This is a genomic window from Alteromonas sp. AMM-1 (genome assembly GCF_047290655.1).
Lineage (GTDB): Bacteria > Pseudomonadota > Gammaproteobacteria > Enterobacterales > Alteromonadaceae > Alteromonas > Alteromonas mangrovi.
The window spans coordinates 1-24,457 of the sequence record NZ_JBLBUE010000018.1; the positions used below are offsets into that span (position 1 = coordinate 1).

Here is a 24,457-nt window from a genome sequence, read left to right on the forward strand (position 1 = left end):
AACAAAAATTTCACCGCCCTGCATGCGCGAGAAATTCTTCACCACAAATTCCACGCCCTCGTCCAGGGTGATCCAAAAACGGGTCATTTCAGGGTGCGTAACAGGCAATTCGTCACAGCCATCGCGCAACAGTTTTCTGAAGAAAGGCACTACCGAGCCTCTGGAGCCTACCACATTGCCATAGCGAACTACTGAGAAGCGCGGCCCCGTGGCGCCAGAGATATTATTAGCTGCAACAAACAGTTTATCGGAAGCCAGTTTAGTGGCTCCGTACAGATTTACCGGGTTGGCAGCCTTGTCGGTAGACAGGGCGATAACGCGGGACACGTCGTTTGCAATTGACGCATCAATCACATTCTGTGCGCCATTGATATTCGTTTTAATACACTCATTGGGGTTGTATTCGGCGGCCGGTACTTGTTTAAGCGCTGCGGCATGTACCACATAATCAACGCCCTTCATGGCAATTTTAAGGCGCTCATTGTCGCGCACGTCACCAATAAAGTACCGCATACATGGCGCATTGAACTGCTGCTGCATTTCAAACTGTTTGAGTTCGTCGCGGGAGTAAATGATGACTCGCTTTGGTTTGGCTTCAGCCAGCAAATAACTGACAAAACGTTTGCCAAATGAGCCAGTTCCACCCGTGATCAGTATGGTACGATTATCAAACACATTCATGTCTTCACCGTTCTTATTTATTGTCAATGCACTGGCAGAATAAGCGCCCCGCATCGATGCGAAGGGTGTCAGTACCCCTGACACAGCGTCAATAAGTTGTCGCCCTCTTCACAATTACACACCTGAAATTGCATGCCATGGTCTCGCGTTGTAATCACTTAAACGAAAACGTATGGAATACAAATGCTTAAGTAGCCATTCCCAAAGCAAATATAGTCAGTATGCAGTTAAAAAGCTATTTAATGTCGTTAAATCCCGGCTAAATGCCGCTTATTTATACTTTTTGATCGCTGTTTGACTACGAATAAACTGGCTAACATCGTCCTTAGCTGACTTTAGCAAGGTTTGCGCCATATTCTTCAGATTGTCGTTAACAACCATTTCCTGTTGGGCAAATTGTTTCGCTGTCGCGTTGTCGAGCTGGCCAAGAATTGAAAGGATAAGCTGATCGCGCTCATTGATGAGAGTATTGAACTGTTGGTATTTGTCGGGAGAATCAGCGAGCAGACACTCGCTGATTTGCTGATTTAACGCTCGTAAGTTATCCGGCGTTAATGCATGATTTAATTGGTCGATATTCACACAGCTTCACGTTTTTGACGCTGCGCTTCGAAAGCTTCCTGTTTGGCTTCTTCAGGAATTTGAACCCAGGCGTCGCGAATAGGAGTAAGCAGGTTAGTCACTTCATCCAGCAACTGCAAGCTATTCTTTACATGCGCTTCATTGAGTCGGTCTAACATGTAATCGTAGAGGGCATACAGGTTTTCAGCTGTCTCGCCACCCAATTTTAAATCCAGCGTATCGCGTAAATTCATGATAATGGCAGACACCCGCGAAATCAGCTGTGATTTTTGTTCAAACTCACGTCGCTCCATTGCGCCTTTGGCATAGGCAATCCTGTCTAACGCGCCCTGCATTAACATCAGGGTTAATTTGTGAGGATCCGCGGTTGCAATATCTTGTTTGAGGTTGCCTTTCCGATAAGCATTAATGCCGGTAAGTGCCATGTTAACTCCTAAAAATTCGCATTAACCCAGTGCCGCTAACAACGCTGAACCGGTTTGGTTTAGCTTGGCTACGGTTTGGTCCAGGTTGAGATATTTGTCACGTAAAATTTGTTCGTAATTTGACATGCGTAGTTCAAAGCGTTCTCTATCATCATTAAGCTGATCGCGGTCATCTTTCGCTGAACGCTCGCGCAAACTAATCAATCCGCTGAAAGACGTGTATTCTTTGGTGATCTCATATAAACGCGTGGCAATACCCTGGTTTTCGTCGGTAAACAGTTTTGCAATTTCATCAAAATTATCATCAATCGCATCACTTAAACGCTCTTCACCGGAACCCAAACCAAAGTCCAGACTACCGATTTCGAGCTTGCCATCTGACGTCAGTTCAATGCCCAGTGCAAACAAGCTGCCCAGCGACGAGGAATCCACTCTCGAACCAACCACACCTGCCAGCGCCCCACTGATACCTCTGAGCAGTGAATCACCTGCTAACGCGCCATCTTCTTCCAGCTCAGATTCACCGTAACGGGTCAGGGATTTGATATCCGTAATAATTTTGTTGTAATTATCAACAAAATCACGGATTTTTTTATCGAGACCTTCTTTGTCGTAACCAATTTCCAGCGTTGACGTTAAACGCGTAATGCCGTCAACATCAAACGGGGATTCCTTAGTAGCCTCAAACGATACGTTTTGAATGGTATTTTCAAAATTGTTGGTGTCACTTTCTACCGCAATACCATCAATAGTAGCCTTCGCATTAGACGCCGACTTAATAGCAGTCAGATAGGTGGCCGTTTCTGTAGAATCGGTTGTCGTTAATTTATCGAGCTCCGCGCGGTTGCCATCATTAACGATTTTTAAATCATTGCCCGCACCGGTTACGGTAGACGAGAACACCAGTTTAGCGCCACCAGCGGCAGTACCCGTATCAATGATGTTGGCATTAACACCGAAGTTATCACTGTGATTATTAATTTCTTCGCGCAATTGCGCCAATGTCATATTTTGCTTAACGGTAACAGTAAAGCTGTCGCCAGTGCTATCTATTTTGAACGTCATGGTGGCATCGCCAGCCGCGTCCGTTAACACTTTGTCAGTGCTGGCGGCAAAATCCGCATCGGCTGTTTCGAAGCGACTGCCAGAGGCCAGTTGTGATACTGCAATTTCATAGGAACCGCGTAATGCGGAGTTTGCCGCTTCCGCTGTAAAGATCTCGGAATCTTCATTGGGATGGGTAATAGTAGGCTCGCGGCCGTTGATATCGGAATCACGGCGCATTTCATCAAGCGTATCTTTGAAATCAGACAATTTAGACTTTATTTGCCCCAAAGCGGAAATTTCAGCTTCGATCTTTTCTTCTTTGGCGTTCAGTCGCTCTTCTTTTGGCGCACGCTCTGCATCGAGCAATTGCGACACCAGGTCGTCAAGCGCAAGCCCAGAACCAACACCTAACGATTGAATTGTCATAATTCACCTCTACACTTTATTGTTTAAAAGCACCCCCACACTACTTCCGATGTCTTGTTGGAGATCTTTTATACGTTCCGCAAGCCTCAACACCTCATCTGATGGAATTTGTCTGATGACAGCACCTGATGAAGAATCTTTTACCGTTACCACAGACCGCTTGGTATCGTCGTCAATGGAAAACGCCAGATTGCGGTTTTGTACCTGCAAAAATGACTGTATTTCCTGCACCGCGACATCCAGCTCCTGGCTACGCCCCTCTCTCTGAAAGTTATCGGCAGAATCAGAATTAGCTTGAATATCTTCTGCTGAAGGCGTGCTATTTTTTTCCAGGTTTCGCTGGTTTAGATTTTCCTCAATACGCGTCTGGCTTAACGATCGCTCGTTTTTGACCTCGTTTGCGCTATTGCTATTAATACCAGCAAAATTCTGGCCAATTTGTGACGTTGAAATTTCCACAATTAACCCCCTGATTACAAACGCCAAAACGGGCCTGCTTATAGCAGATGCCCGTTTACCATCTTAACTCTTATACCGGAATGTTCCGGTTAGCTAACTTAGCCCAGCAGCGACAACGCTGTTTGTGGGCGCTGGTTAGCCTGGCTCAGTACAGAAACAGACGCCTGCTGAATAATCTGATTTCGTGTTAATTCGGCAGTTTCTGCGGCAAAGTCAGTATCACGAATACGTGAACGTGCGCCTGACAGGTTCTCAGAAATGCTGCTTAAGTTACGAATAGTCGATTGGAAGCGGTTTTGCAAGGCACCTAGTGATGCACGCTGCGCACCAATTGCAGAAATCGCTGTATCAACCGCCGTTAATGCTGCAGAAGCACCAGTCACAGACGATACTGAAACAGTACCCACACCCAAACCAGAGGCTCCGAATCCACCTGAACGTGACAGGTTTACAGAGATAGTCTGTCCACCGTTTGCACCAACCAGGAATTTTGCGGAGAAGCCACCAGTCAGAATATCAACCCCAGCAAACTGTGTGTCTGTAGAAATACGAGACAATTCGTTTACCAACGCTGTTACTTCCTGTTGCAGTGCCACACGGTCAGCAGAGCTGTTGATACCATTTTGTGACTGAACTGCCAGTTGGCGAATACGCTGCAAGCTGGTTGTAACCTCAGACAATGCGCCTTCCGCTGTTTGCGTCAGTGAAATAGCATCGTTAGCATTACTTACAGCCTGATTTAAACCCTGAACCTGTGTGGTCAGACGGTCAGAAATTTGCAGACCCGCAGCGTCATCTGCTGCACTGTTAATACGGAAACCTGACGACAAGCGCTCAAATGATGTACTTAGCTTGTTACTGACATCAAATAACTGACGCTGTGCATTCAGGGCCGAGACGTTTGTATTTACATATAAAGACATTATCTAACCTCCTGGGGTCACAGCTGGTCGAATATAGTGAATTCTGCTAAGCTGTAACCTTACGTACCTAATTCAGCGGACTGATATCCAGCTAAACCACCTCATATTTGTAGCGCCCTCCGGCAACTACGCAATTCACAGAATGAATTACCCCTCAACTATAGGTATCGGCCATTCCTTGAGTTTCTTTAGCTTTTTTTCTCTCTTTTTTAAAATATTTTTTAAGTCATTGTTTTAAATGAATTTTAATTTTAAATATTTTGCTAAAGTTATCGAACTTAAGTGAAATACAGGCCTGTTCTCAGCTTGGTTTGAGATATTTTTCAAAAAATTTATGGGCAATATGGGCAGGTTATGCCGGCAAGCTACGCCGAAAGGCTACGCCACTTGACCAGATCAACAGCGAGGCAGAATCATGACAATCGAAACGGCATTACAGTGGCAGTAAAGTCCGTTAGCGGCAACTCATCGCCCCAACGCATTGCCATGCGGCAAGGATTGTTTATGCTTTCGTTCGGATTTGGCCATAGCAAACATCTATGGAATGAAAACTCATGCGGGGATTCCCATCCTTGTGCGAGCCTTACCGGACTACTGCACAATACAAAGAGACGCTGCATCGCAGGTAATCCCTGAGACAGGAAGCATCATGAAGGGAAAAAATAAAGAATTTACGGTGTGTCAAAAAAACGTTGGCACAGGATTTGTATAGTATTACCTTGTAAGTTGACTGGTGTTTACTCGGCAATAAAAATAAAAAAGGCCGGGTCTAAAAGGCGACCCGGCCAACTTGCTCACGTTAGGAGTTTTGAGCAAATTCGGTTTCTGCTGGCTGGCAGGATTAGTAGTAGTATACTGGCCTCTCAACCTAAAATTCTACACTCTCAGTTCTGTTAGTCGGCGTTTTCTTCCTTTTACTGGTGGCCTTTCGGCCGCCATCCTTGGCTGGGGTTGGCCTCTCAGTTCCACCCTCTCTTTGTATTCAAGTTTAGCCTAATAACGACAATGCTGCCTGTGGTCGCTGATTGGCCTGGGCAAGCACTGTTGTACTTGCTTGCTGGATTATCTGCCAGCGGGTAAGTTGTGCCGTCTCGGTGGCAAAATCTGTATCTTTAATGCGCGATCTTGCCGCTGACACATTTTCCGAGATACTGCTTAAGTTCCGAATCGTTGATTGAAAGCGGTTCTGGATTGCACCTAAGTCTGCCCGTTTGGCGTCGATAATCGAAATCGCTGAATCTATCGTAGTCAGTGCGCCAGACGCGCCCGCTGCTGTTGCTACGGTTAGGTTATTCCCGCTCGTCAGGCCTGAGAAACCAAAGCCGCCGCTGCGCGAAATATTCACACTGATAGTCTGACCGGCATTTGCTCCCACCAGGAAAGCAGCTGAATAGGCCCCTGACAAAATATCGACACCACCAAACTGCGTTGTTGCGGCAACACGTGAAATTTCCGTTTTCAGTGCTGATACTTCTTTTTGCAGTGCCAGTCTGTCTGATGATGAGTTGATACCGTTCTGGGACTGGATAGCCAGCACCCGTATACGTTGTAAGGCCGTTGTTATTTCTGACATTGCGCCTTCGGCTGTCTGTGCCAGAGAAATCCCGTCATTTGCGTTACGCACCGCCTGATCAAGACCCATAACCTGGCTGGTCATCCGGTCAGAGATTTGTAACCCGGCTGCATCGTCTGCCGCGGAGTTGATGCGAAAGCCTGAAGATAAGCGTTGGAACGCAGTATCCAGACCATTTGATGAGGTGAACAATTGTCGACGAGCATTTAGCGACGACACATTCGTGTTAACGTATAGACTCATGGATTTCTCCTAACAGTTAAAGTAATCGCGTTGTATTTGTTGTTGTTATCAACGCAGTTTTAAAATTCACTTCAACGTGTTGGCACAGCCTATGCATTATCTTTTGCGTCAGTGATAAAAAACTGACGCTTTGCTTGGCGAATGCCTGGTTAAGCAGCGCTAAACTGAGCAAAAGCTCTTGCTGGCGGCAGGTATGATGTTCAGACCTCATACCTCTCACTACCTCCTGGCTTCATTCCTGTCAGTCAGCAGCTTTAGCACAGCACAAAACCCCAGGGTTTTATTTAGCTTGCTTAAACACGTTGTCTTGCAAAAAACACTCTACTCATCGGTCGATTGCAGTCTGCCCCCACATATTGCAACTCGACCGTTTTTCTTAGTTTCTACTCATCGTTATTTGATTATGGACTGCAGTCTGCCCCCGCATTTTTACAGTCCTGAGCATCATCATGCGTTCACTCGATGCTATTGCAGTAACTGCAATGCTGCTTGTGGACGCTGATTAGCCTGGCTAAGTACCGTAGTACTGGCCTGCTGGATAATCTGCCAGCGTGTTAACTCTGCCGTTTCAGTGGCAAAGTCTGTATCCCGGATCCGTGACCGTGCGGCCGACGCATTCTCGGAGATATTGCTTAAGTTTCTGATAGTTGACTGGAAACGGTTTTGTACCGCGCCTAAGTCTGCCCGCTTGGCATCGATAGCAGAGATAGCCGCATCGATCACCGGAAGCGTTGCTGAAGCCTGTCCGGCTGTCAGTACACTGGCGTTATACCCGTTGGTAAGGCCAGAGAAACCGTAACCGCCCGGACGAGACAAGTTAAAACTGATAAACTGACCTGCTTGTGCACCCACCAGGAATGCGGTAGAGAAGGCCCCTGTCAAAATATCGCCACCGGCAAACTGTGAGGTTGCAGCGATACGGCTGATCTCCAGTTTTAGGGCTGATACTTCTTTTTGCAGTGCCAGTCTGTCTGCAGACGTGTTGATACCGTTTTGTGCCTGAATAGCCAGCACACGGATGCGTTGCAGCGCAGTGGTGATTTCTTGCATGGCGCCTTCAGCAACCTGAGCAAGAGAGATGCCGTCATTGGCATTTCGAACAGCCTGATCAAGACCCATAATTTGAGACGTGATCCGATCTGAGATTTGCAATCCAGCCGCGTCATCTTTGGCGCTGTTAATCCGGAAACCGGAAGACAGGCGCTCAAAAGCGGTACTCAAATGCAAATTAGAGGTAAATAGTTGCCGCTGAGCATTCAGCGACGACACATTCGTGCTAACGTATAAGCTCATTTTGTAATCTCCTAACGATTTTGTAGTACCCAGGTTTTTATTGTTTTTGTTAACCTGGTTTGGCCGATCATGTTGTTGTTATTGGGGCGATCAGCCTGGCACTTTTGCGTATTTATTATTTTTGTTCGCAGTGCCTTTGTAATAGTTATCGTACGGGCAGGAGAAATCCTTTAGCCTTTTTTACTAAATTTTTTTAAGCTTATTTTTCAGTTAGTTAGAAGCAGCAAGGCGCCGGACTTTCGTCCGGCTTTTTGCTCTTTTTTTAAAGAGTGAGCCTACTCTCTGCTGTCAGGTGGATACCTGGTTCACTACCTCCTGGCCCCATTCCCTGACTTAGGAATCACGTGGATTAACCTAATAACTGCAACGCTGTTTGTGGACGCTGATTTGCCTGCGACAATACAGTAGTACTTGCCTGCTGGATAATCTGGTTACGCGTCAGTGATGCAGTCTCTGTTGCGAAGTCTGTATCTTTGATACGAGAACGTGCGCCAGATACGTTTTCTGCGATGTTACTGAGGTTACGAATAGTAGATTGGAAGCGGTTTTGCAGAGCACCCAATTGAGCACGTTGCGCACCGACAGCGGAAATTGCAGTATCCACTGCAGTAAGTGCTGCTGATGCTGTGGCAAAAGAGGAAACTGACACTGAACCAACGCCCAGGCCTGATGCACCAAAACCACCGGTACGAGACAGGTTTACAGAGATGGTCTGACCGCCGTTGGCACCTACCAGGAACTTAGCGGAGAAGCCACCAGTCAGAATGTCCAAACCACCGAACTGTGAATCAGTAGAAATACGGGACAACTCACTGATCAGTGCGTTTACTTCCTGTTGAAGCGCCACGCGGTCTGCAGACGAGTTAATACCGTTTTGCGACTGCACAGCTAACTGACGAATACGCTGTAAAGCAGTAGTCGTTTCGTTAAGTGCACCTTCAGCGGTTTGCGTTAATGAAATAGCGTCGTTGGCGTTACGTACGGCTTGGTTCAGACCTTGAATCTGAGAAGTCATACGATCGGTAATTTGCAGACCCGCCGCATCGTCAGATGCACGGTTAATGCGGAATCCTGATGACAGACGCTCAAATGAAGTGCTTAATGAGTTAGACACATCGAACAACTGGCGTTGCGCGTTTAATGCGGACACATTGGTATTGACGTACAAAGACATAAGTCTCTCCTACACTCTCAATCCAGCTGGAGCTGGCTGCCGGGATCTCCGGCGTTACATTGTATTAGTAGTCATCAAAACCTGAGGGGTAATTGATGAACTGGCTCTCTCAAATCCTATATCGACATTCTTGAAATTCCCTTTAATAAAATTTTCAAAAATTCTTTAGCGGCTGATCGGAAACGCTATACTGAGAGCTAAACTGCTTTGCCATTGGCACAATTCAACTGGCATCCATGTATCAAGAGTTAAATTTGAAGATTCAATTAGATAACATACAGCGAGTGTGTACCGGGCAGCGTCACAATGCCTTTGGTGATGCAGTGATCTTTCAGGATCAGTTATTCATCAGCTATCGCAGTGGTACTCATCACATGAGCGACGACGGAAAAATCATCGTTGTGCAGTGCAAGCTCAACGGCCAGCGAGTGTCTTATCATCAGCTGGTACTGCCGGGTTATGATTTACGGGATCCGCATTTCACTCCCACCCAAAGCGGCAAACTCATGTTGATTGCTCACACACGCTCTTCCCCGGCACATCCAGTACCCGAAACCGTGAGTTGGTTTTCAACCGGAAATAACACCTGGTCAGGTATACACTTCCCTGGCCCCAGGGCATGGTGGTTGTGGCGGGCAAAAGAACATAATGGCATGTGCTGGGGGCTGGGTTATCTGCGCCAGGCCAACCAACTCAATTTGTATGCGGGTCAGTTACGCGGGCAAATGGAGCTAAAGCGTGAAGCCATCCTGTCGAAAAAGAAACACGGACTGGGGTATCCCAACGAAAGTGATTTGGTTTTTACGTCTGATGATCGTCTGATCACAATTGTACGACGTGATGCCGATAGCTATACCGCTCAATTAGGCATAAGCAAGCCACCCTACACGCAGTTTAAGTGGCAGGATCTGAAAATGTACATTGGAGGCCCTGCTATGTTGTTACTGAATGATGATTCAGCATTGGTTGCTGGCAGACACTGGGATGGCAAAAATTTGCACACCCGGCTTTGGCAACTCAATATCACTACGGCAAAATTAACCACCCTGGCAGTGTTACCCAGTGCAGGTGATAATGGTTATCCGGGACTGGCAATTCACAACGACAGGTTATTGATGACGTATTATTCGTCTCACATCGATAACCAAAGCCGAATGTATCTGGCCACATTCAGCGTTGACCAGACTAGAGATAGTTAAATAAACTCAGGTTGGAAATTTTTGGAAAAGTAGACAGCGCGGCAGTTAATGCCGCTTCCTGTTTTGCGAACTCTGCAGAGGCTTCGGCATAATCCACATCCTGAATAGCTGAACGCGCTTCTTTGGTTGCCACTTCCAAATCCAGATTGGTCTCGTAAACGGATTCAGCAACATTTAAGCGCGCACCAATCGACGACACCTCAAATCCGATTTTTTCAAGTGCATTATCAATGCCCACTAAGGCATCACTCAAGCCTTCTCTGAAGTCTGAATCACTGACATTCTCATTGCTTAACACGGCTTGTAGTTCATGCAGTGTTTGCGCAATGTTTTTCTTTTCAGGTGCATCCAGTTGGAAGTTCAGAGTAGAACCAGTATTACCGGTTAATGTGAAATCGATACCCGCAAACGTAAAAGGTTCGCCACTTGTATAACCTTTGGTGGCTACAACCGCACCGGTACCGGTATTGGTAATTTGCACCTGGGTGGACGAAATCACACTGACCTGGTAATTGTTATTTGCTGCGGTTACCGGATCGTAATTATTACGGTAAAACTTATCAAAATCGCCCTGACCTGCCACCAGCGCATAGTCCACGGTAATCCCTGAAGAACCGGTTATAGTGAAATTGCGGCGGGCTGCCACATCTTCAAATACTGATTGCCCCGATGCACTGCTGCGGATCGTAACACTGCCAGATAACTGCACTTCATTGGTTCCACTGTCGCCCTGGAATGTGTACGCATTGCCCGATGCGCCCGGATTGAATACAAATGGCTGAGTTTCCGACTGATAACCGGCAAAGTAATAATCGCCATCGGCATTTTGCGAGTTCATTAAATCAAACACTTCGTCTTTAATTTGCGCGATTTCCGATGCCAGCGCTTTGCGGTCGGCATCCGATAACAACCCGTCACCGGCTTGTAATGCTAACACCCGAGCGCGATTCATGGTGTCGGTCATGTTGCGCAAAATCGATTCCTGCTGAGACAAAGAGCCCGTCACCAAATCGTTATTGCGCTGAAACTGCTTCAGGCTGTCGAGCTCTTCTGTCATACGGATGACCTTTGCCGAGCCCACCGGATCATCTGATGGCTTGTTAATGCGCTTGCCCGACGACAAGGCAAGCTGTGTATCCGCCAACCCGGCCTGATTATCCATAATGGCGCGGATATTCTGATCGTAAAGCTGATTGGTCGTAATTCGCATAGACACTACCTAACCGACGATAAAATGGTGTTAAACAATTCCTGTGCGGTAGACAGGATCCTGGCGGCAGCCGCATACGACTGCTGATATCTCACCAGATTTGCCGCTTCCTCATCCAAACTCACGCCCGACACAGAATCGAACCATTCAGATGACTGTACCTTCATCGCTTCCGCAGCTTGCAAGGCAATACTCGCCGACGACGCTTCCTCTCCGATTCGGCTCACCAGTGTCGAATAGCTCTCATGCAATGTGCGTGGCTGACTAACACTGTTAGTACTTAATTTGGTCAAGCCCTGCTTTTGTAAGCCCGCAAGAGCCAGCGCATTGGTATTGTCGTAGCTGCCGTCAGTATTGTAGCTGATGGTAAAGCTGTCGCCTGCAACCGGTTTACCCTGCAAGCTAAAATCATACCCCGGGTAGTCATTCAGCGCAGAAAACGACGCCGGCCACGCCGGAGAACCTGTCGCTTCGGCTTGTGCCAGTAAGTTGGTGTAATCAGTTACGCCACTGACACTGGTGATCACATTTGCTGGTGATTCACCATCCAGCACATTAAAACTGGTTTCCGAGGTAAATACGATTTGTAGTGGCGCCCCCACTGTTGCACTGGGCGAACCGGCCAGACCGTGTATACCACCTGAGCCATCAAACGCTGAGGCATCAGCACCCAACGACGCATCCACTTCAGTGTTTGTGACTTTAGTGGCAACCACCTGGGCATCACCCAGATTACTGTTGCTCACGTCCACCCGAATCGGGCTGGCAAACGCCAAATCTTCCGGGCGAGTAGTAGCCATCTCAATATCACTGGCACTGTATTTAACCGGCTGGAATAAAAATTCATTGCCAACGCTATAACCCGATGCAGACTGGAATTCAATTTCAATCCCGCCGGGTAATTCAGTAAATCCACTGGTTACGGCAATCCCCGTGTAAGTGACAGGCTGGTTATTTTCATCTTTTTTAGGACTGCCATCGGCATTGAGCAGTTCTACCGATACTTGTGACGGTACCCCGCCAGACACAGCCGTTACCGTAACCCGGATATCCGCGTCCGTTACAGCACTGCCCTGTCCCGGCGTAAATTGCCCCGCTACTTTAAGCGTATCGGGTGTCCCCGAATACGGTAGCCCGGTTAATTCCGGTAATGTAAAAATGTCACCGCCAAGTTGGAAATCTAAATCCATGCCCAACCGGTTCTGGCTATTCACCGCGTCGGCAAAGGCTACCGCCAGTTGGCCAATATCCCGCTGTGCCGGGCCTAATACTTCATCCCGGTAGCGGAACAAGCCACCCAGCGAGCCGCCTAAATCATCTTCGGTGATCCGAATATTAGTATTGGCTTTTGCGCCATCGAACGTGGTTGCCAATTGCAGTTGTTTGTACATCACATCAGCGCTATCGGTGAGTTCAAACAAGTTAAAGCTGCCATCTTCTAATACCAACGATTCGCCACTGCTAAGATTCACTAGCAGTGAACCATTGGCGTTGCGGCTTTCGCGGATCTCGATAGACATTAATCCTGCTAGTTCGTTAATGGCATTATCGCGTTCGTTTAGCAGTGCAGTGGGCTCGCCACCGGTGTGATTGCCTTTTACAACCAGAATGGCTTTGTTCAGATCGCCAATGGTTTTGATCAGGTTATTTGAGCGGTTAACCATACTCTGGAATTCAAGGTTGAGTTCATCTTCCTTGTAATTCATAAAATCAGCAATGGAGCTCATACGGCGGAGCATGGAACTCCCCTGGCTCAACACCAGGTCGCGCGATGCCAGATTCGTTGGATCGTCAGCGGCAGTTTGCACGGAGGCAAAAAATTCACTCAAGCCCGTGGATAAAGAATTGGCCTCATTAGCCAGTAAATTATCAATTGCTTCTGTTTTGTTATAAAACGTTTCCCACTCGCCAACCTGAGTAATATCGCGACGCATTTGATTTTGCGCGAACACGTCTATCACACGCTCGGTGGTGGCTTTACCTACCCCACCCAATAATTCATTGGTGAATACCGTGCGCTCGCGAACATAGCCTTCTGAGTTTACGTTGGCTATGTTGTTACTGGTGGTCGCCAACAGGCGGCTGCTGGCGTTAACGCCACTGGTTGCAATGGAATAGAGATCGACATTGCTACTCATGCTTCAGCCCCCCGATTATGTGTGTTCATGGTAAATAGCCCTTGAACTGTTCACTGTTCAGCACCGACATTATCTTGTCGGCGTACTGGGGATCGGTAGCGTAACCGGCCTGTTGCAGCGCATTGAAATACGCTTTTGGATCAGCCGCCTGCTCCACCGCGCCCTGATAGCGCTGTTGATTTCGAATGAAATCAACGTAATCAGTTAATCCCTGCTCCAGCGATTCGTAGCTTGGGAATGCCGCTGTTTGCTGGCGCGCGACCGTGTCGTCAAATTCTACTGTAGCTACCGTAGCCGCATTACCTTTCCACTGGCTGTTCGCTTTAATGCCAAACAGATTATTGGTGCTATTGCCTTTGCCATCGTGGATCACGTACTGACCCCATCCGGTCTCAACCGCGGCCTGGGCAATTAATGCTTCCGGTGTTACGCCAATCTTTTCGGCAGCCTGTGAGGCCACGGGATACAATGCCTGAACAAAAGCAGCAGGATTGTCAAATGCGGCGGTTTTAAATGCTTGCTGTACTGATTCTTCTGACACAGATTCAGCCAACGCCTGAGCATCGGCTACCTGCGAACGGTTATGCCAGTTTAGCGAGGCTAGATTGCCGTCGTTTCGCAACACACTTGATGGCATATACTGCCCTTTCTCAGGCTGACCGAGTTGCTGCACAATTAATTTAGCCAGCCCCATGCCACCACCACTGGCCATATCTGCAGCCATTTGCTGATCGTGCATGTCGCGGTAAAACTTCATTTGCTCAGAGTTAAAGGGGCTGTCTTCGTCGGCCATCGCATCCTGCGCTTTGCGCATAGACTTGAGCATCATTTGCACAAAGATAGCTTCAAATTGCTGCGCGGCCTCTTTCAGTGCATCTTTGTCGTCGCTATACACCGCTTCTTTTAAGCGGTTGATACTCGACATATCATGCACGTTTCGGGCGCTTTCCAGCGTAGTTTTGCTATTCAACAGGTCCATTAGATCACCACCAGCTCACCTTGCAAAGCTCCGGCCTGACGCAAGGCTTCAAGAATAGCCATCAGGTCGCCAGGTGCTGCGCCGACTTCGTTCACTGCGCGCACTAACTGGTCCAGTGTTACACCAGGTTCAAACTTAAACATACGGCTGTCTGCCATATTAACGTCAATGATGGACTGGGTAGTGACCACAGTTTCACCTTCGGCTAACGCATTAGGTTGAGAAACCTGCTGGTTTTCACTGATCGTGACGGTAAGACCACCATGGGTAATAGCGGCAGGCAACAGGCGCACATCCCGGCCAATTACAATGGTGCCAGTACGGCTGTTTACCACTACACGGGCAGGCGCATCTGCCGGGGTAAATTCGAAGTTTTCCAGGGTTGCCAAAAAGCCGACTCGCTGACCCGGATCCCGCGGCGCAGTCACACGGACAGAAGCCGCGTCTAATGGCTCAGCAATCGCATAGCCTTTCTCAGGCTGCGCGCCAAAACGCTGGTTAATGGTATCGGCCAGTGCTTTGGCGGTTGAGAAATCAGGATAATGTAGATTCAGCGTTAAACTGTCACCAGAAGCAAATCCGCTCGGTACAGCACGCTCTACCAATGCCCCATTGGCAATACGACCAACGGTTGGAGTATTAACGATAATACGTGAGCCATCCCCACCCTGAGCGCCAAAACCACTGACAACCAGACTTCCTTGTGCAACCGCATAGATATTGCCGTCGACCCCTTTGAGGAAGGTTTGTAGCAGTGTGCCGCCCTGCAAACTACTGGCTTCACCAATCGATGACACGGTAACGTCAATAGTTTGACCTGGCTTAGTAAATGGCGGCAAATCGGCATGAACAGCCACTGCCGCGACGTTTTTAATCTTGGGTTTGGTGTTGGGATCCAGGCTAATACCAAAGTTACTTAGCATGGTACGGAAGCTTTGCTCGGTAAACGGGCTTTGCTCGCCCGTGCCAGGCAAACCCACTACCAGGCCGTAACCAATTAACTGGTTGCTTCGCACGCCCTGAATACTGGCTACATCTTTAATGCGCTGAGCAAATACCTGATTGCTAATCAGCATACTACCAAGCAAAACATACATAAAAATTCGCATAGGACCTCCTTACATCGGCCACCATTCAGAGGAAAAGAACTTGGTTAACCAACCCTTTTCCTGTGAACGGGCGAAACTACCGGTACCACTGTACTGGATGCGCGCATTGGCAATTTTGGTAGACACTATTTCATTTGCAGGAGAAATGTCAGAAGGACGAATGATGCCGGTCAAACGAATGTATTCGTCGCCGTGATTCAACGTGAGCCACTTTTCGCCGCGGATCACCAGATTCTGATTTGCCAGCACGTCAACAACCGTGACAGAAATGCTACCGTTTAAACTGTTGCTCTGGTTGGCTTGAGCATCTCCGGTAAATTCATTGGATGAACTCACTCCCAGTTGAATTGACTCTCTGCCTATATTCAATGCATTGCCGCCTAAACCAGTAATCGGCTGTAAATCTACCCCGGTTTCTTTAGACGTGGTTGTGCCGGCTGATTTTGACGCTGCGGTATTCTCGCTCAGGGTGACGGTGATGATGTCACCTACCCGGCGGGCAGTGACATCAGAATACAGACTGTTGGCCATGTAAGGGCGAAACAAGCCACCGTCTTCAACGATGTGCTCGCGCGGAATATCCGGGATCACAGGCGCAAACGACGGGTCGTTTGCCTGCACATAGTCAGGGCCTGTGCTGGCACAGCCAGTGGTAATCAATCCCGCAATCGCAATGAACATTAGGCGCTGCATAACCGTCTCACTTATTCGTTATAGCTGTTGAATGACCTGTCCAAGCATCTGATCCACCGATGAGATCACCTTGGAGTTCATTTCGTATAACCGCTGACTTTCAATCAGGTTTACCAGCTCTTCTGTTACGTTCACGTTGGAGGTTTCCAGCGTGCCCTGCACAATGGTACCTAAGCCCTGTAAACCGGGTACGCCTTGAATTGGCGCGCCTGATACTGCTGTTTCGACATACAGGTTCTGGCCAGTAGGCATCAGGCCAGTCGGATTAACAAAATCAGATACAGTAAGCTGTCCCAATACCTGTGGCTCCGCCTGTCCACGAACCGATGCCGACACTTCGCCGTCCTGTGAAATAGTAATTTGCTGTGCATCTTCCGGAATGGTGATTTCAGGCTGTAACAGGAAACCAGCCCCAGGAGTAACAATTTGCCCTTGATCGTTTAACGTAAACTGACCATTGCGGGTATACGCAATGCTGCCATCAGGTTGCAGGATTTCGAAAAATCCGCGCCCTTGAATCGACATATCCAACGCGTTGTCGGTTGTTAACAAGTTCCCTTGTGTATGGGCTTTTTGTGTTGCCACTACTTTTGAACCTGCGCCCACCATCAGGCCTGATGGCAATTCAGTATCAGCCGACGAGCGACCGCCCGGCTGATTAATGTTCTGATACAACAGGTCTTCAAATATCGCCCGGTCTTTCTTAAAGCCAACGGTAGACGCGTTAGCCAGGTTGTTCGACACCACGGACACGTCGGTTTGCGCCGCGTCGAGTCCGGTTTTACTGATCCAAAGTGCAGGATGCATATGATTTCTCCTCTGCCTTGTTTCTGTTGATACCGATTGGATTAGATGATGCGCAGCAACATGTTGCCGCGAGTATCCAGGGCGTCAGCTTTCTTCATCATTTTGACTTGCAGCTCGTAGTGACGCTGCAAACTCAGCATATTGACCATCTCATCAATCGCGTTCACATTCGATCCTTCCAGCATGCCGGTGCGAATTGACACCGTTTCATCGGCCGCAGCCGTTGTGCCGTCTTTCATGCGGAATAATCCGTCATTACCTCGTTCCATATCGCGGTATTCCGGTTTAACCAGCTTGAGTCTGCCTACTTCTTCAAGTACCGATTCCGGTGCGCCTTGTGGACGTATCGAAATAGTGCCGTCGGCGGCAATATTCAGGTTATCCAGTGGCACGGGCAAAAATATCGGTCCGGCATCCCCCATCACCACATTGCCATGCACATCTTCGAGCACACCATCGGCACCCAACTGAAAATTACCATCGCGGCTATAGGCTTCTTTGCCCTGCTGATCCTGAATGGCAAACCATCCGTCGCCCTGTACGGCAACATCCAGTTGTCTGCCAGTTTGAATCATTGGGCCACTTTCATAGTTGTTGGTGGGGCTTTCGGTAATGGCAAACACCCGGGTCGGCAAACCTTCGCCGTATACCGGCATAGATCGGGCCTGTTCGAGCTGCGCTTTGAAACCGGTGGTCTGCGCGTTTGCCAGGTTGTTGGCGCGCAAAGACGTTGCAATCAGGTCCTGATTGGCCCCGCTGCTGGCGATATAGAGTAATTTATCCATGACTGCCTTTTGACGCTTTTAATACACTTAGCAGTGAATGTGCAAAGGCGATGCCAAAAGTGCCAAAATAAAACAGCTAAAAGAAAAGGGCTGCCTGGGCAGCCCTTTTACGATAAGAGAAATGCTTATCGGATGTTCAGAATGGTCTGGTTTAACTGGTTATTTACTTCCAGTGAACGAGAGTTTGCCTGGAAGTTACGTTGCGCAATAATCAGGTCAATCAGTTCCGTCGTCAGGTTAACGTTAGCCTGCTCCAGAGCCGAAGAGTTGATCTCACCAAAGGTACCGGTTGTTGCTTCACCTGCAAGTGCCTCACCTGACAGAATACTCTCTTTCCACTGGGTATTACTTTCCTGTGTCAGGCCCTGTTCGTTTGAGAAGCGTACCAAGGCTACGCGCACGATAGGCTCAGACGTCCCGTTTGAGAAGGTTGCGCGAACCAGGCCATCCGGGCCGATATCAATACCGGTTAAACGACCAACTGGCAAACCGTCCTGCTCGAGTGAAGTTACCTCAAAGGCAGATGCGAATTGAGTAGGTTCATTTGGCGTAGCGCCATTTGGATCCAGGTTAAAATCAATGGCAATTTGCTGTGTTGGATCAGAGCCGTTCGCCAAAATTGTTCCGCCCAATGCTTCGGTTACAATTTTAAAATCAGACTGCGCCACCCCATCTGGCGATTCAATACCAGTAAATTCACCGCCCTGGCTGAAAATTAACTTCGCAGCTGTTACGCCGTTACCGGTATTGGTGCCTGCAGAATTGACGGCGGTCGTAGGGTCTGAATCCGTGCCGTCAGAGTTCACCAAGTCAACCAGCGTGTCGTCTACCGAGGCAACTACATACCATTCGTTGTCGCTACCTACTGCATTGTCTTTAATGAAATAATAGGTCATAACATGGCTGTCACCCAGCGAGTCATAAACAGTTACCGAGGTAGCGGCGTTATAGGTTAATGGGTCTTCCGGGTCGAAGCTGGCTGGATCCAGCGCGCCTTCACCTGCTGGCAGGTTCATGCGAATATCAACTTCACCGGTTTGCTGTGGATTACCTGATGAATCAGGAATACGCACAGGAACCGTTGTACTTAACGCCACTGAAGCGCTGGTACCATCGGAGTTAACCGGAAAACCAACCAGATTATCGCCCGCACTGTTTACCACAAAGTTGTCGGCGTCGAGTTTAAACTGACCGGCACGGGTAAACGAAAAATCGCGTGAGGTAATTTCTGGTACTGTGGCAAAAAAGCCGTTGCCGGTGATCGCTAAATCCAATGCGGTATTAGTGAACTGTAAACTACCCTGGGTAAACTGCTGCGCAACTTCCTGGGTTAATACACCGTCACCTACTTTTGTTTTACCGCCCGCCAATAATGATGTCGCATATACGTCACCAAACTCAGCACGCGATTCCTTAAAACCTACCGTGTTGACGTTGGCAATGTTATTGGCGGTGGTGTCCAAATCTTTTTGTGCGGCAGATACGCCACTTAATGCAATATTAAAAGACATGAGTTTTCTCTCCTACTAACTGCCGATTTGAATGACGTCTTTAAGATTAATGCTGACATCACCTGCTAAATTCAAAATAATGCCCTGACTGCTGCTTGCCAGGCTCACACTGCTAACGTGTCGGTTGATAGCGGTGGAAATAGCCACCCCTTCACCATTAGCTTCACCAGATGCACTAACAATGTATTCGCCGGCCGGCATAATATTGCCGCGGCTGTCAGTGCCATCCCAACTGAACTGGATGTTACCTGCCGCTTGCGTGCCGGCATTGATTACCCTTACCACTTCGCCGTTTGGACTGGTAATGGTAATTTCCATGTTCTGAACAGTTTGATCGTTTACCACTACACCGCTGACACCTGCGCCATCAGTAGCCATGTAGCCAATGTTGCTTTCTACCAGTACGTTCTGACCAATCAGCCCAGACGCCTGTAACGCCTGATTTGACGTCATTGAAGTGGCAAAAGTCTCAAACTTTTCGTTGAGTTTGTTGATGCCATCCGCAGTAGTGAACTGGGTCATTTGCGACACCATCTGATCATTGTCTACCGGCTTGGTAGGATCCTGGTTCGCTAACTGCTCGGTCAGCAAGGCGAAAAAGTCTTCCTGACTCAGTGCTTGCTCAGAACCATCGACTACCGGAACCGTCTCGTCCTGCCAGTACAGGTTGTCGGTTAAGCCTGTTGTGGTGTTGATTATACTCACAATAGTATCCTCTTAATGGCCAGCCATTACTGGCCCTGGCCAAGCATCATTACGCGACGGAAGATGCGTTTGGCGGTATCAGCTACCTGAATGTTGGTTTCGTAGGCTTTTGACGCAGACATCATATCGGCCATCTCTTCCACAATGTTCACATTGGGCTTGTAGATATAGCCATTTTCATCTGCCAATGGGTTGTTAGGCGCATACTCAACGTTAAGTGGTTTGTTGCTTTCTACCACGCCCAGCACTTTTACTTCGGTGCCTTTCATCTGGTCGTTTGAGGCGCGTTGCAGTTCAGCGGCAAAAACAGCATGACGTGCGCGGTAAGTTTCACCTGCACTACTGCTCACAGTATTGGCGTTAGCTATGTTGCTGGCTGTGGTATTCAGGCGAACACTTTCTGCATGCATACCCGATTCAGAAATTGACATAACATCAAATAAACTCATTGCCCTTGTCCTCCGCTAATCGCTTTTTTCATGCCTTTAATTTTGCCATCCAGAAACTGAATGCTGGCCTGATAGCGCATCGATGCGTCTAAGAATTCATTACGCTCGCGCTGCACTTCCACCGTATTGCCGTCACCCGTATCCGGTTGAGAAGGAATGCGGAAACCAATTTCCGCTGACGAGGTCATGCCGCCGCTGATATGTTTTTCATGAGTACGTGTCATTTTTTGACCGCTTGCATACTGCGCCGAAGCCATAGCTTGTTGAAAGTTTATGCCTCGGGCCTTATAGCCAGGGGTGTTGGCGTTTGCCAGGTTACCGGCGCTCACTTCCATTATGTCGTTGCGAATATTCAACGCCTGTTGATGGAAGCCTGTGAGTTTGTCTAGATTAATTGCCATGAGCACTACTCCTAATACTTAGTCACAACTAAGCAAAGGGAGTGCCAATAGAATAAAAATTGGATATTTATTTAAGGAATAAAGCTAAATCAATTAGTTAACTAATCTTTCTTAGCGTAATACAACCCAGGGTTGCATTTTATCATGCGGTAACTCTCTGCCGCAGAGGCAACTGACTCTGACGCGCCAAGGAAGAGAATGCCGCTTGGTTGGAGTTGAGCGGCAATTTGTTGCAGTATTTTTTGCTTGATGTCGGTAGAAAAATAAATCAACACATTGCGGCAAAATACAATGTCAAACTTACCCAGCATGGAATAGCTGTGTAGCAGGTTCAGACTGCGGAAACTCACCATACGACGAACCTCGGCATTAACTTGCATCATGCCGCTTTCGTGCTGCGAAAAATAGCGCTGGCGGCGTTCTGCCGATAATCCGCGCGATAGTGACAGCTCATCGTACAAACCCTGCTCACATTTCTTAAGCATGTTGCTGGACAAATCCGTTGCCACTATTTCAACACTAAGGCTCTTTGCCGCAGGACTTTTGCGCTGGTATTCCAGTACAGACATCCCAATAGAATAAGGCTCCTGCCCTGAAGAACATGCAGCACTCCAAATACGCAATCTACGTTGCCGGGTGGCAAGATCGGGCAAAATCTGGTTGATGAGCAATTCAAATGGATACGTATCGCGAAACCACAATGTTTCATTTGTGGTCATAGCGTCGATGACTTGTTGCAATAAGGCGCGGTTGTGGCCGGAAATCGCGATTCCCAGCAATTCGTCCATACTGGCCAGTTGATGCTCGTACAACAACCCGGCCAGGCGACTTCTTACCAAATACTGCTTATTATCGCCCAGCACAATACCACATTGCTGCTCAAGAAAATCCCTGAACCTGCGGTACCCTTCAGGTGATACATCCTTATTAACCAATCGGTTAGTACTCCGTTCGCTTATTCAGTGGGGCCAAGCCATTTTTGAACAGCTGTCGCCAGTTCATCCGGGTGGAACTTGGCGATAAAATCATCTGCACCGACTTTCTTAACCATCGCCTGGTTAAATACGCCACTCAATGACGTGTGGAGCACAACATGTAATTTTTGTAACTCAGGGGTATTCTTGATTTCAGCGGTCAGTGTGTAGCCATCCATTTCAGGCATTTCGATATCCGATACCAGCACACCCACTTTGTCTGTCACATCGCCGGTTTCAGCTGCAATCTCTTTCAACCGGTTCAATGCCTCAAGGCCGTTTTTAGCCATCTCAATTTCAAGCCCTAACGTTGTGAGGGCTCGCTTCACCTGATTTCTTGCCACCGATGAATCATCGGCGATAAATATTATTTTATCTTTGTGGGCATCGGTATTCAGTTTACTGGCAACGTCGGCACTCACCTCAGTATTGAGCGGCGAAATTTCATTGAGGATCTTTTCTACGTCCAGAATCTCAACCAATTCTTTATCTACTTCGGTCACCGCGGTCAAATAACTCGCTCTGCCAGTGCCTTGAGGCGGCGGCATAATCGCATCCCAATTGGTATTGATGATGCGTTCAACTGCACCAACCAGGAACCCCTGCACTGAACGGTTATACTCAGCAATGACAATGAATGCCGTTTTTAAATCTTCAATACGGCGACCACCGGTTGCCATACTTAAATCAATCACTGAAATGGTTTGTCCGCGAATATGTGCCACGCCTCGAACCAAAGGATTGAGCTTTGGCATTGAGGTGAGCGCAGGGCATTGCAACACTTCCCGGACTTTAAACACATTAATCCCGAATCGTTGCCGGCCATTAAGACGGAACAGCAACAATTCCAGTCGGTTTTGTCCGACCAACTGCGTGCGCTGATTTACCGAATCCATAATTCCAGACATACATCACCTCAGTGTTAAATATGGGCACAAACCTTGCTGCCCTGCTGTTATTCACGATGGTGTCAATTAAACGTCACTGTGACTCATTCATCGCAAAACTTGCTGATTTACTTTAATAATAGTCAAAATGAAAACATCTGAACATGAAAAAAATTAAAAGATTTTTTACACACCTTAAGAGCGCGTTCATCTTGACCACAGCTATCACAATAGCTCACTTTCCGGTAATTGCCCAACAAAACCCCCAGTCTCAGCATGAAAAAATTAGCGAGGGCGTGGCGCAGTTTATTGACTCTCAAATTAAGATTAATCAAACAGATGATTTTGCTGATAACCTGCAAATTGACGTTACCCCGGTTGACAGTCGCATTACCATACCCGACTGCAACCGGCCATTTGAGTTTGACGTAGATCCTGCAACGCTGTCGCAAAGTTATTTAACCGTGCGAGTAAGCTGCAACGACAACAACTGGTATTTGTTTACCACGGCCAGGATAACCCGAACCCGCACTATTGTGGTTACCGCCAGCATGATAAGCCCTGGGACGGTTATTTCCTCTGACAATGCGATTCTGGCCGAGATTGACATCAAGCAGTTACGGCATACGCCCTACACGGCACTGGAGGATGTTTCAGGTGCCAGACTGAAATACCGGGTTCGTGAAGGCCAGCCTATTCAAAGTAATATGCTGTGTTTTGTATGTAAAGGCGATAGAATTACCATTACCGCCAGAGCGTCGGGAATGGCAGTAAAAACCTCAGGGGTGGCACTACAGGACGGCGTAATTGGCGATTCAATTCGGGTTGAAAACAGCAGTTCCGGCAAAACAATTGTTGCAGAAGTCGCCAGCACTCAGGAAGTTGTGGTAAATTTATGATACGCTTGTGCCAGGCACGCAATTTAGTTGTAATTAGATCTAAAGAATTTCTGCCTGAGGCCGATATATATACTGAGGTTTCAAAGGTAGTGGGAATTAATTATGGCAATTAATAATGTAAACAATGGGTTACCTAAAGCTCCTATTGACAACAAAGTCAATACGCAGCAGCTAACTCAACAGAATCAGTCTGCAGCGAAACAAGCTGCTACTGCACAGGCTCAGGCGACTTCCGCTCCTCGTCAGGATTCGGTGTCGTTGACGCAGTCTGCGCAGCAGCTTACTCAGGTGCAGAAAAAGAGCGCGGATGCGCCGGTAAATCAGGAAAAGGTCGACAAACTGAAGAAAGCCATTCAAAGTGGTGAATATAAAGTTGATCCACAATCATTGGCGCAGAAAATCGCCCGGTTGGAATCTGAAATTTTTGGACTGAAATCCTAATTAAAGGTAACAATGGCAACCTCAATCTCTGAACAGCTTAATTTGCAGATCGATCAGTTAACATCCCTAAAAACGATGTTAGAAAAAGAACTGCATTTAATTAGCAGCAGAGATGCCGAGTCGCTCATGACTTTACTCAAAGACAAAGAGCAGCTCCTCACAGATATCCAATTCCTTGATGAAACCGTAAACCCAAAGTTAAAGGCGCTTCAAAACGAAGCGCCTTTGTCGTCTGAAGTAAGTGACCTGGTTGAACGGGCCAAAACACTGCTAAGTGAATGCCAGTATTGTACAGAAGTTAACCAGGTAGCCGTAGAGCAAGGTCAGTTAAGGCTAGCACATTTACGCAACCTGATGATGGAAGTGCGCGCCAAAGAATCGCTGACTTACGATAAAGCCGGGAAAAAGAAAGGCGGTTTTTCCGGTAAGGGCGTGAGCGCCTGA

General features: G+C 47.9%; 26 protein-coding genes. 4 read left to right on the top strand and 22 right to left on the bottom strand.

Features of this window, described 5'->3' with window-relative positions; translation table 11 throughout:
* The 9 genes from pseB to ACLR2L_RS05720 all read right to left on the bottom strand — a co-directional run.
* The coding region (gene pseB, locus ACLR2L_RS05680; RefSeq protein ID WP_413366518.1) for a UDP-N-acetylglucosamine 4,6-dehydratase (inverting) at positions 1-675 on the bottom strand (675 nt) is incomplete at its 3' end.
* A gap of 276 nt (positions 676-951) precedes the next feature.
* Complete coding sequence (locus ACLR2L_RS05685; RefSeq protein WP_413366447.1) at positions 952-1,263, bottom strand: hypothetical protein; 312 nt, start codon at positions 1,261-1,263, stop codon at positions 952-954.
* Positions 1,260-1,688: a flagellar export chaperone FliS gene (fliS, locus tag ACLR2L_RS05690; protein ID WP_140956145.1), complete on the bottom strand. Its 429-nt coding sequence runs from the start codon at positions 1,686-1,688 to the stop codon at positions 1,260-1,262. The genes ACLR2L_RS05685 and fliS overlap by 4 nt, the downstream gene beginning before the upstream one ends.
* A 21-nt stretch (positions 1,689-1,709) precedes the next feature.
* Positions 1,710-3,161 (bottom strand): flagellar filament capping protein FliD, encoded by a 1,452-nt coding sequence (gene fliD / locus ACLR2L_RS05695; RefSeq protein ID WP_413366450.1) that lies wholly within the window; start codon positions 3,159-3,161, stop codon positions 1,710-1,712.
* Positions 3,162-3,170: 9 nt separating this feature from the next.
* The gene (locus ACLR2L_RS05700) at positions 3,171-3,620 is read right to left on the bottom strand and encodes a flagellar protein FlaG (protein ID WP_413366452.1); all 450 of its coding nucleotides are present in this window, start codon (positions 3,618-3,620) and stop codon (positions 3,171-3,173) included.
* 98 nt (positions 3,621-3,718) lie between these two features.
* The gene (locus ACLR2L_RS05705) at positions 3,719-4,543 is read right to left on the bottom strand and encodes a flagellin (protein WP_413366454.1); all 825 of its coding nucleotides are present in this window, start codon (positions 4,541-4,543) and stop codon (positions 3,719-3,721) included.
* 988 nt (positions 4,544-5,531) lie between these two features.
* Positions 5,532-6,359, bottom strand: a complete 828-nt coding sequence (locus tag ACLR2L_RS05710) for a flagellin (RefSeq protein ID WP_140956149.1) — start codon at positions 6,357-6,359, stop codon at positions 5,532-5,534.
* Between the two features lie 465 nt (positions 6,360-6,824).
* The gene (locus ACLR2L_RS05715; protein WP_140956150.1) at positions 6,825-7,652 is read right to left on the bottom strand and encodes a flagellin; all 828 of its coding nucleotides are present in this window, start codon (positions 7,650-7,652) and stop codon (positions 6,825-6,827) included.
* Positions 7,653-8,001: 349 nt separating this feature from the next.
* Entirely contained in the window at positions 8,002-8,826 is an 825-nt protein-coding gene (locus tag ACLR2L_RS05720) for a flagellin (protein WP_413366458.1), read from the bottom strand.
* 254 nt (positions 8,827-9,080) lie between these two features.
* Between ACLR2L_RS05720 and ACLR2L_RS05725 the strand changes: the two genes are divergently transcribed.
* A complete protein-coding gene (locus ACLR2L_RS05725; RefSeq protein ID WP_413366460.1) occupies positions 9,081-10,025 on the top strand; it encodes a hypothetical protein in 945 nt (314 codons plus the stop codon).
* On the opposite strand, the gene flgL is transcribed toward ACLR2L_RS05725, so the two are convergent.
* The 13 genes from flgL to ACLR2L_RS05790 all read right to left on the bottom strand — a co-directional run bounded on the left by flgL (position 10,012) and on the right by ACLR2L_RS05790 (position 22,694).
* Positions 10,012-11,235, bottom strand: a complete 1,224-nt coding sequence (gene flgL, locus ACLR2L_RS05730; RefSeq protein ID WP_413366462.1) for a flagellar hook-associated protein FlgL — start codon at positions 11,233-11,235, stop codon at positions 10,012-10,014. The two genes, ACLR2L_RS05725 and flgL, sit on opposite strands and share 14 nt — an antisense overlap.
* 5 nt (positions 11,236-11,240) lie before the next feature.
* Positions 11,241-13,373: a flagellar hook-associated protein FlgK gene (flgK, locus tag ACLR2L_RS05735; RefSeq protein ID WP_413366464.1), complete on the bottom strand. Its 2,133-nt coding sequence runs from the start codon at positions 13,371-13,373 to the stop codon at positions 11,241-11,243.
* Between the two features lie 25 nt (positions 13,374-13,398).
* Complete coding sequence (flgJ, locus tag ACLR2L_RS05740; RefSeq protein ID WP_413366466.1) at positions 13,399-14,352, bottom strand: flagellar assembly peptidoglycan hydrolase FlgJ; 954 nt, start codon at positions 14,350-14,352, stop codon at positions 13,399-13,401.
* Positions 14,352-15,461, bottom strand: a complete 1,110-nt coding sequence (locus ACLR2L_RS05745; RefSeq protein ID WP_413366469.1) for a flagellar basal body P-ring protein FlgI — start codon at positions 15,459-15,461, stop codon at positions 14,352-14,354. The genes flgJ and ACLR2L_RS05745 overlap by 1 nt, the downstream gene beginning before the upstream one ends.
* Positions 15,462-15,470: 9 nt before the next feature.
* The gene (gene flgH, locus ACLR2L_RS05750; RefSeq protein WP_413366471.1) at positions 15,471-16,154 is read right to left on the bottom strand and encodes a flagellar basal body L-ring protein FlgH; all 684 of its coding nucleotides are present in this window, start codon (positions 16,152-16,154) and stop codon (positions 15,471-15,473) included.
* Positions 16,155-16,172: 18 nt separating this feature from the next.
* The gene (gene flgG / locus ACLR2L_RS05755) at positions 16,173-16,961 is read right to left on the bottom strand and encodes a flagellar basal-body rod protein FlgG (protein ID WP_140956158.1); all 789 of its coding nucleotides are present in this window, start codon (positions 16,959-16,961) and stop codon (positions 16,173-16,175) included.
* Between the two features lie 41 nt (positions 16,962-17,002).
* On the bottom strand, positions 17,003-17,746 hold the full coding sequence (flgF, locus tag ACLR2L_RS05760; protein ID WP_140956159.1) for a flagellar basal-body rod protein FlgF: 744 nt from the start codon (positions 17,744-17,746) through the stop codon (positions 17,003-17,005).
* 125 nt (positions 17,747-17,871) lie between these two features.
* Positions 17,872-19,257 (bottom strand): flagellar hook protein FlgE, encoded by a 1,386-nt coding sequence (gene flgE, locus ACLR2L_RS05765; RefSeq protein WP_140956160.1) that lies wholly within the window; start codon positions 19,255-19,257, stop codon positions 17,872-17,874.
* Between the two features lie 15 nt (positions 19,258-19,272).
* A complete protein-coding gene (locus ACLR2L_RS05770) occupies positions 19,273-19,953 on the bottom strand; it encodes a flagellar hook assembly protein FlgD (protein ID WP_140956453.1) in 681 nt (226 codons plus the stop codon).
* A gap of 35 nt (positions 19,954-19,988) precedes the next feature.
* Complete coding sequence (gene flgC / locus ACLR2L_RS05775) at positions 19,989-20,411, bottom strand: flagellar basal body rod protein FlgC (protein WP_140956161.1); 423 nt, start codon at positions 20,409-20,411, stop codon at positions 19,989-19,991.
* On the bottom strand, positions 20,408-20,812 hold the full coding sequence (gene flgB, locus ACLR2L_RS05780; RefSeq protein ID WP_140956162.1) for a flagellar basal body rod protein FlgB: 405 nt from the start codon (positions 20,810-20,812) through the stop codon (positions 20,408-20,410). Before flgB ends, flgC begins: the two co-directional genes overlap by 4 nt.
* A gap of 101 nt (positions 20,813-20,913) precedes the next feature.
* A complete protein-coding gene (locus ACLR2L_RS05785; protein ID WP_140956163.1) occupies positions 20,914-21,747 on the bottom strand; it encodes a CheR family methyltransferase in 834 nt (277 codons plus the stop codon).
* Between the two features lie 20 nt (positions 21,748-21,767).
* Complete coding sequence (locus ACLR2L_RS05790; protein WP_413366475.1) at positions 21,768-22,694, bottom strand: chemotaxis protein CheV; 927 nt, start codon at positions 22,692-22,694, stop codon at positions 21,768-21,770.
* Positions 22,695-22,885: 191 nt separating this feature from the next.
* Between ACLR2L_RS05790 and flgA the strand changes: the two genes are divergently transcribed.
* The 3 genes from flgA (at position 22,886) to flgN (ending at position 24,457) form a co-directional block, all read left to right on the top strand.
* A complete protein-coding gene (gene flgA, locus ACLR2L_RS05795; protein WP_413366477.1) occupies positions 22,886-23,572 on the top strand; it encodes a flagellar basal body P-ring formation chaperone FlgA in 687 nt (228 codons plus the stop codon).
* Between the two features lie 102 nt (positions 23,573-23,674).
* Positions 23,675-24,013 (top strand): flagellar biosynthesis anti-sigma factor FlgM, encoded by a 339-nt coding sequence (gene flgM / locus ACLR2L_RS05800; RefSeq protein ID WP_413366479.1) that lies wholly within the window; start codon positions 23,675-23,677, stop codon positions 24,011-24,013.
* 12 nt (positions 24,014-24,025) lie between these two features.
* Positions 24,026-24,457 (top strand): flagellar export chaperone FlgN, encoded by a 432-nt coding sequence (gene flgN, locus ACLR2L_RS05805; protein WP_413366481.1) that lies wholly within the window; start codon positions 24,026-24,028, stop codon positions 24,455-24,457.

What these genes read in the sequence shown, in the direction of transcription:
- fliS (WP_140956145.1), bottom strand. Translation starts at nt 1,688, where the DNA reads ATGGCACTTACCGGCATTAATGCTTATCGGAAAGGCAACCTCAAACAA.
- fliD (WP_413366450.1), bottom strand. Translation starts at nt 3,161, where the DNA reads ATGACAATTCAATCGTTAGGTGTTGGTTCTGGGCTTGCGCTTGACGAC.
- ACLR2L_RS05705 (WP_413366454.1), bottom strand. Translation starts at nt 4,543, where the DNA reads ATGTCTTTATATGTAAATACAAACGTCTCGGCCCTGAATGCACAGCGT.
- ACLR2L_RS05710 (WP_140956149.1), bottom strand. Translation starts at nt 6,359, where the DNA reads ATGAGTCTATACGTTAACACGAATGTGTCGTCGCTAAATGCTCGTCGA.
- ACLR2L_RS05715 (WP_140956150.1), bottom strand. Translation starts at nt 7,652, where the DNA reads ATGAGCTTATACGTTAGCACGAATGTGTCGTCGCTGAATGCTCAGCGG.
- ACLR2L_RS05720 (WP_413366458.1), bottom strand. Translation starts at nt 8,826, where the DNA reads ATGTCTTTGTACGTCAATACCAATGTGTCCGCATTAAACGCGCAACGC.
- flgL (WP_413366462.1), bottom strand. Translation starts at nt 11,235, where the DNA reads ATGCGAATTACGACCAATCAGCTTTACGATCAGAATATCCGCGCCATT.
- flgK (WP_413366464.1), bottom strand. Translation starts at nt 13,373, where the DNA reads ATGAGTAGCAATGTCGATCTCTATTCCATTGCAACCAGTGGCGTTAAC.
- flgJ (WP_413366466.1), bottom strand. Translation starts at nt 14,352, where the DNA reads ATGGACCTGTTGAATAGCAAAACTACGCTGGAAAGCGCCCGAAACGTG.
- ACLR2L_RS05745 (WP_413366469.1), bottom strand. Translation starts at nt 15,461, where the DNA reads ATGCGAATTTTTATGTATGTTTTGCTTGGTAGTATGCTGATTAGCAAT.
- flgH (WP_413366471.1), bottom strand. Translation starts at nt 16,154, where the DNA reads ATGCAGCGCCTAATGTTCATTGCGATTGCGGGATTGATTACCACTGGC.
- flgG (WP_140956158.1), bottom strand. Translation starts at nt 16,961, where the DNA reads ATGCATCCTGCACTTTGGATCAGTAAAACCGGACTCGACGCGGCGCAA.
- flgF (WP_140956159.1), bottom strand. Translation starts at nt 17,746, where the DNA reads ATGGATAAATTACTCTATATCGCCAGCAGCGGGGCCAATCAGGACCTG.
- flgE (WP_140956160.1), bottom strand. Translation starts at nt 19,257, where the DNA reads ATGTCTTTTAATATTGCATTAAGTGGCGTATCTGCCGCACAAAAAGAT.
- flgC (WP_140956161.1), bottom strand. Translation starts at nt 20,411, where the DNA reads ATGAGTTTATTTGATGTTATGTCAATTTCTGAATCGGGTATGCATGCA.
- flgB (WP_140956162.1), bottom strand. Translation starts at nt 20,812, where the DNA reads ATGGCAATTAATCTAGACAAACTCACAGGCTTCCATCAACAGGCGTTG.
- ACLR2L_RS05790 (WP_413366475.1), bottom strand. Translation starts at nt 22,694, where the DNA reads ATGTCTGGAATTATGGATTCGGTAAATCAGCGCACGCAGTTGGTCGGA.
- flgM (WP_413366479.1), top strand. Translation starts at nt 23,675, where the DNA reads ATGGCAATTAATAATGTAAACAATGGGTTACCTAAAGCTCCTATTGAC.
- flgN (WP_413366481.1), top strand. Translation starts at nt 24,026, where the DNA reads ATGGCAACCTCAATCTCTGAACAGCTTAATTTGCAGATCGATCAGTTA.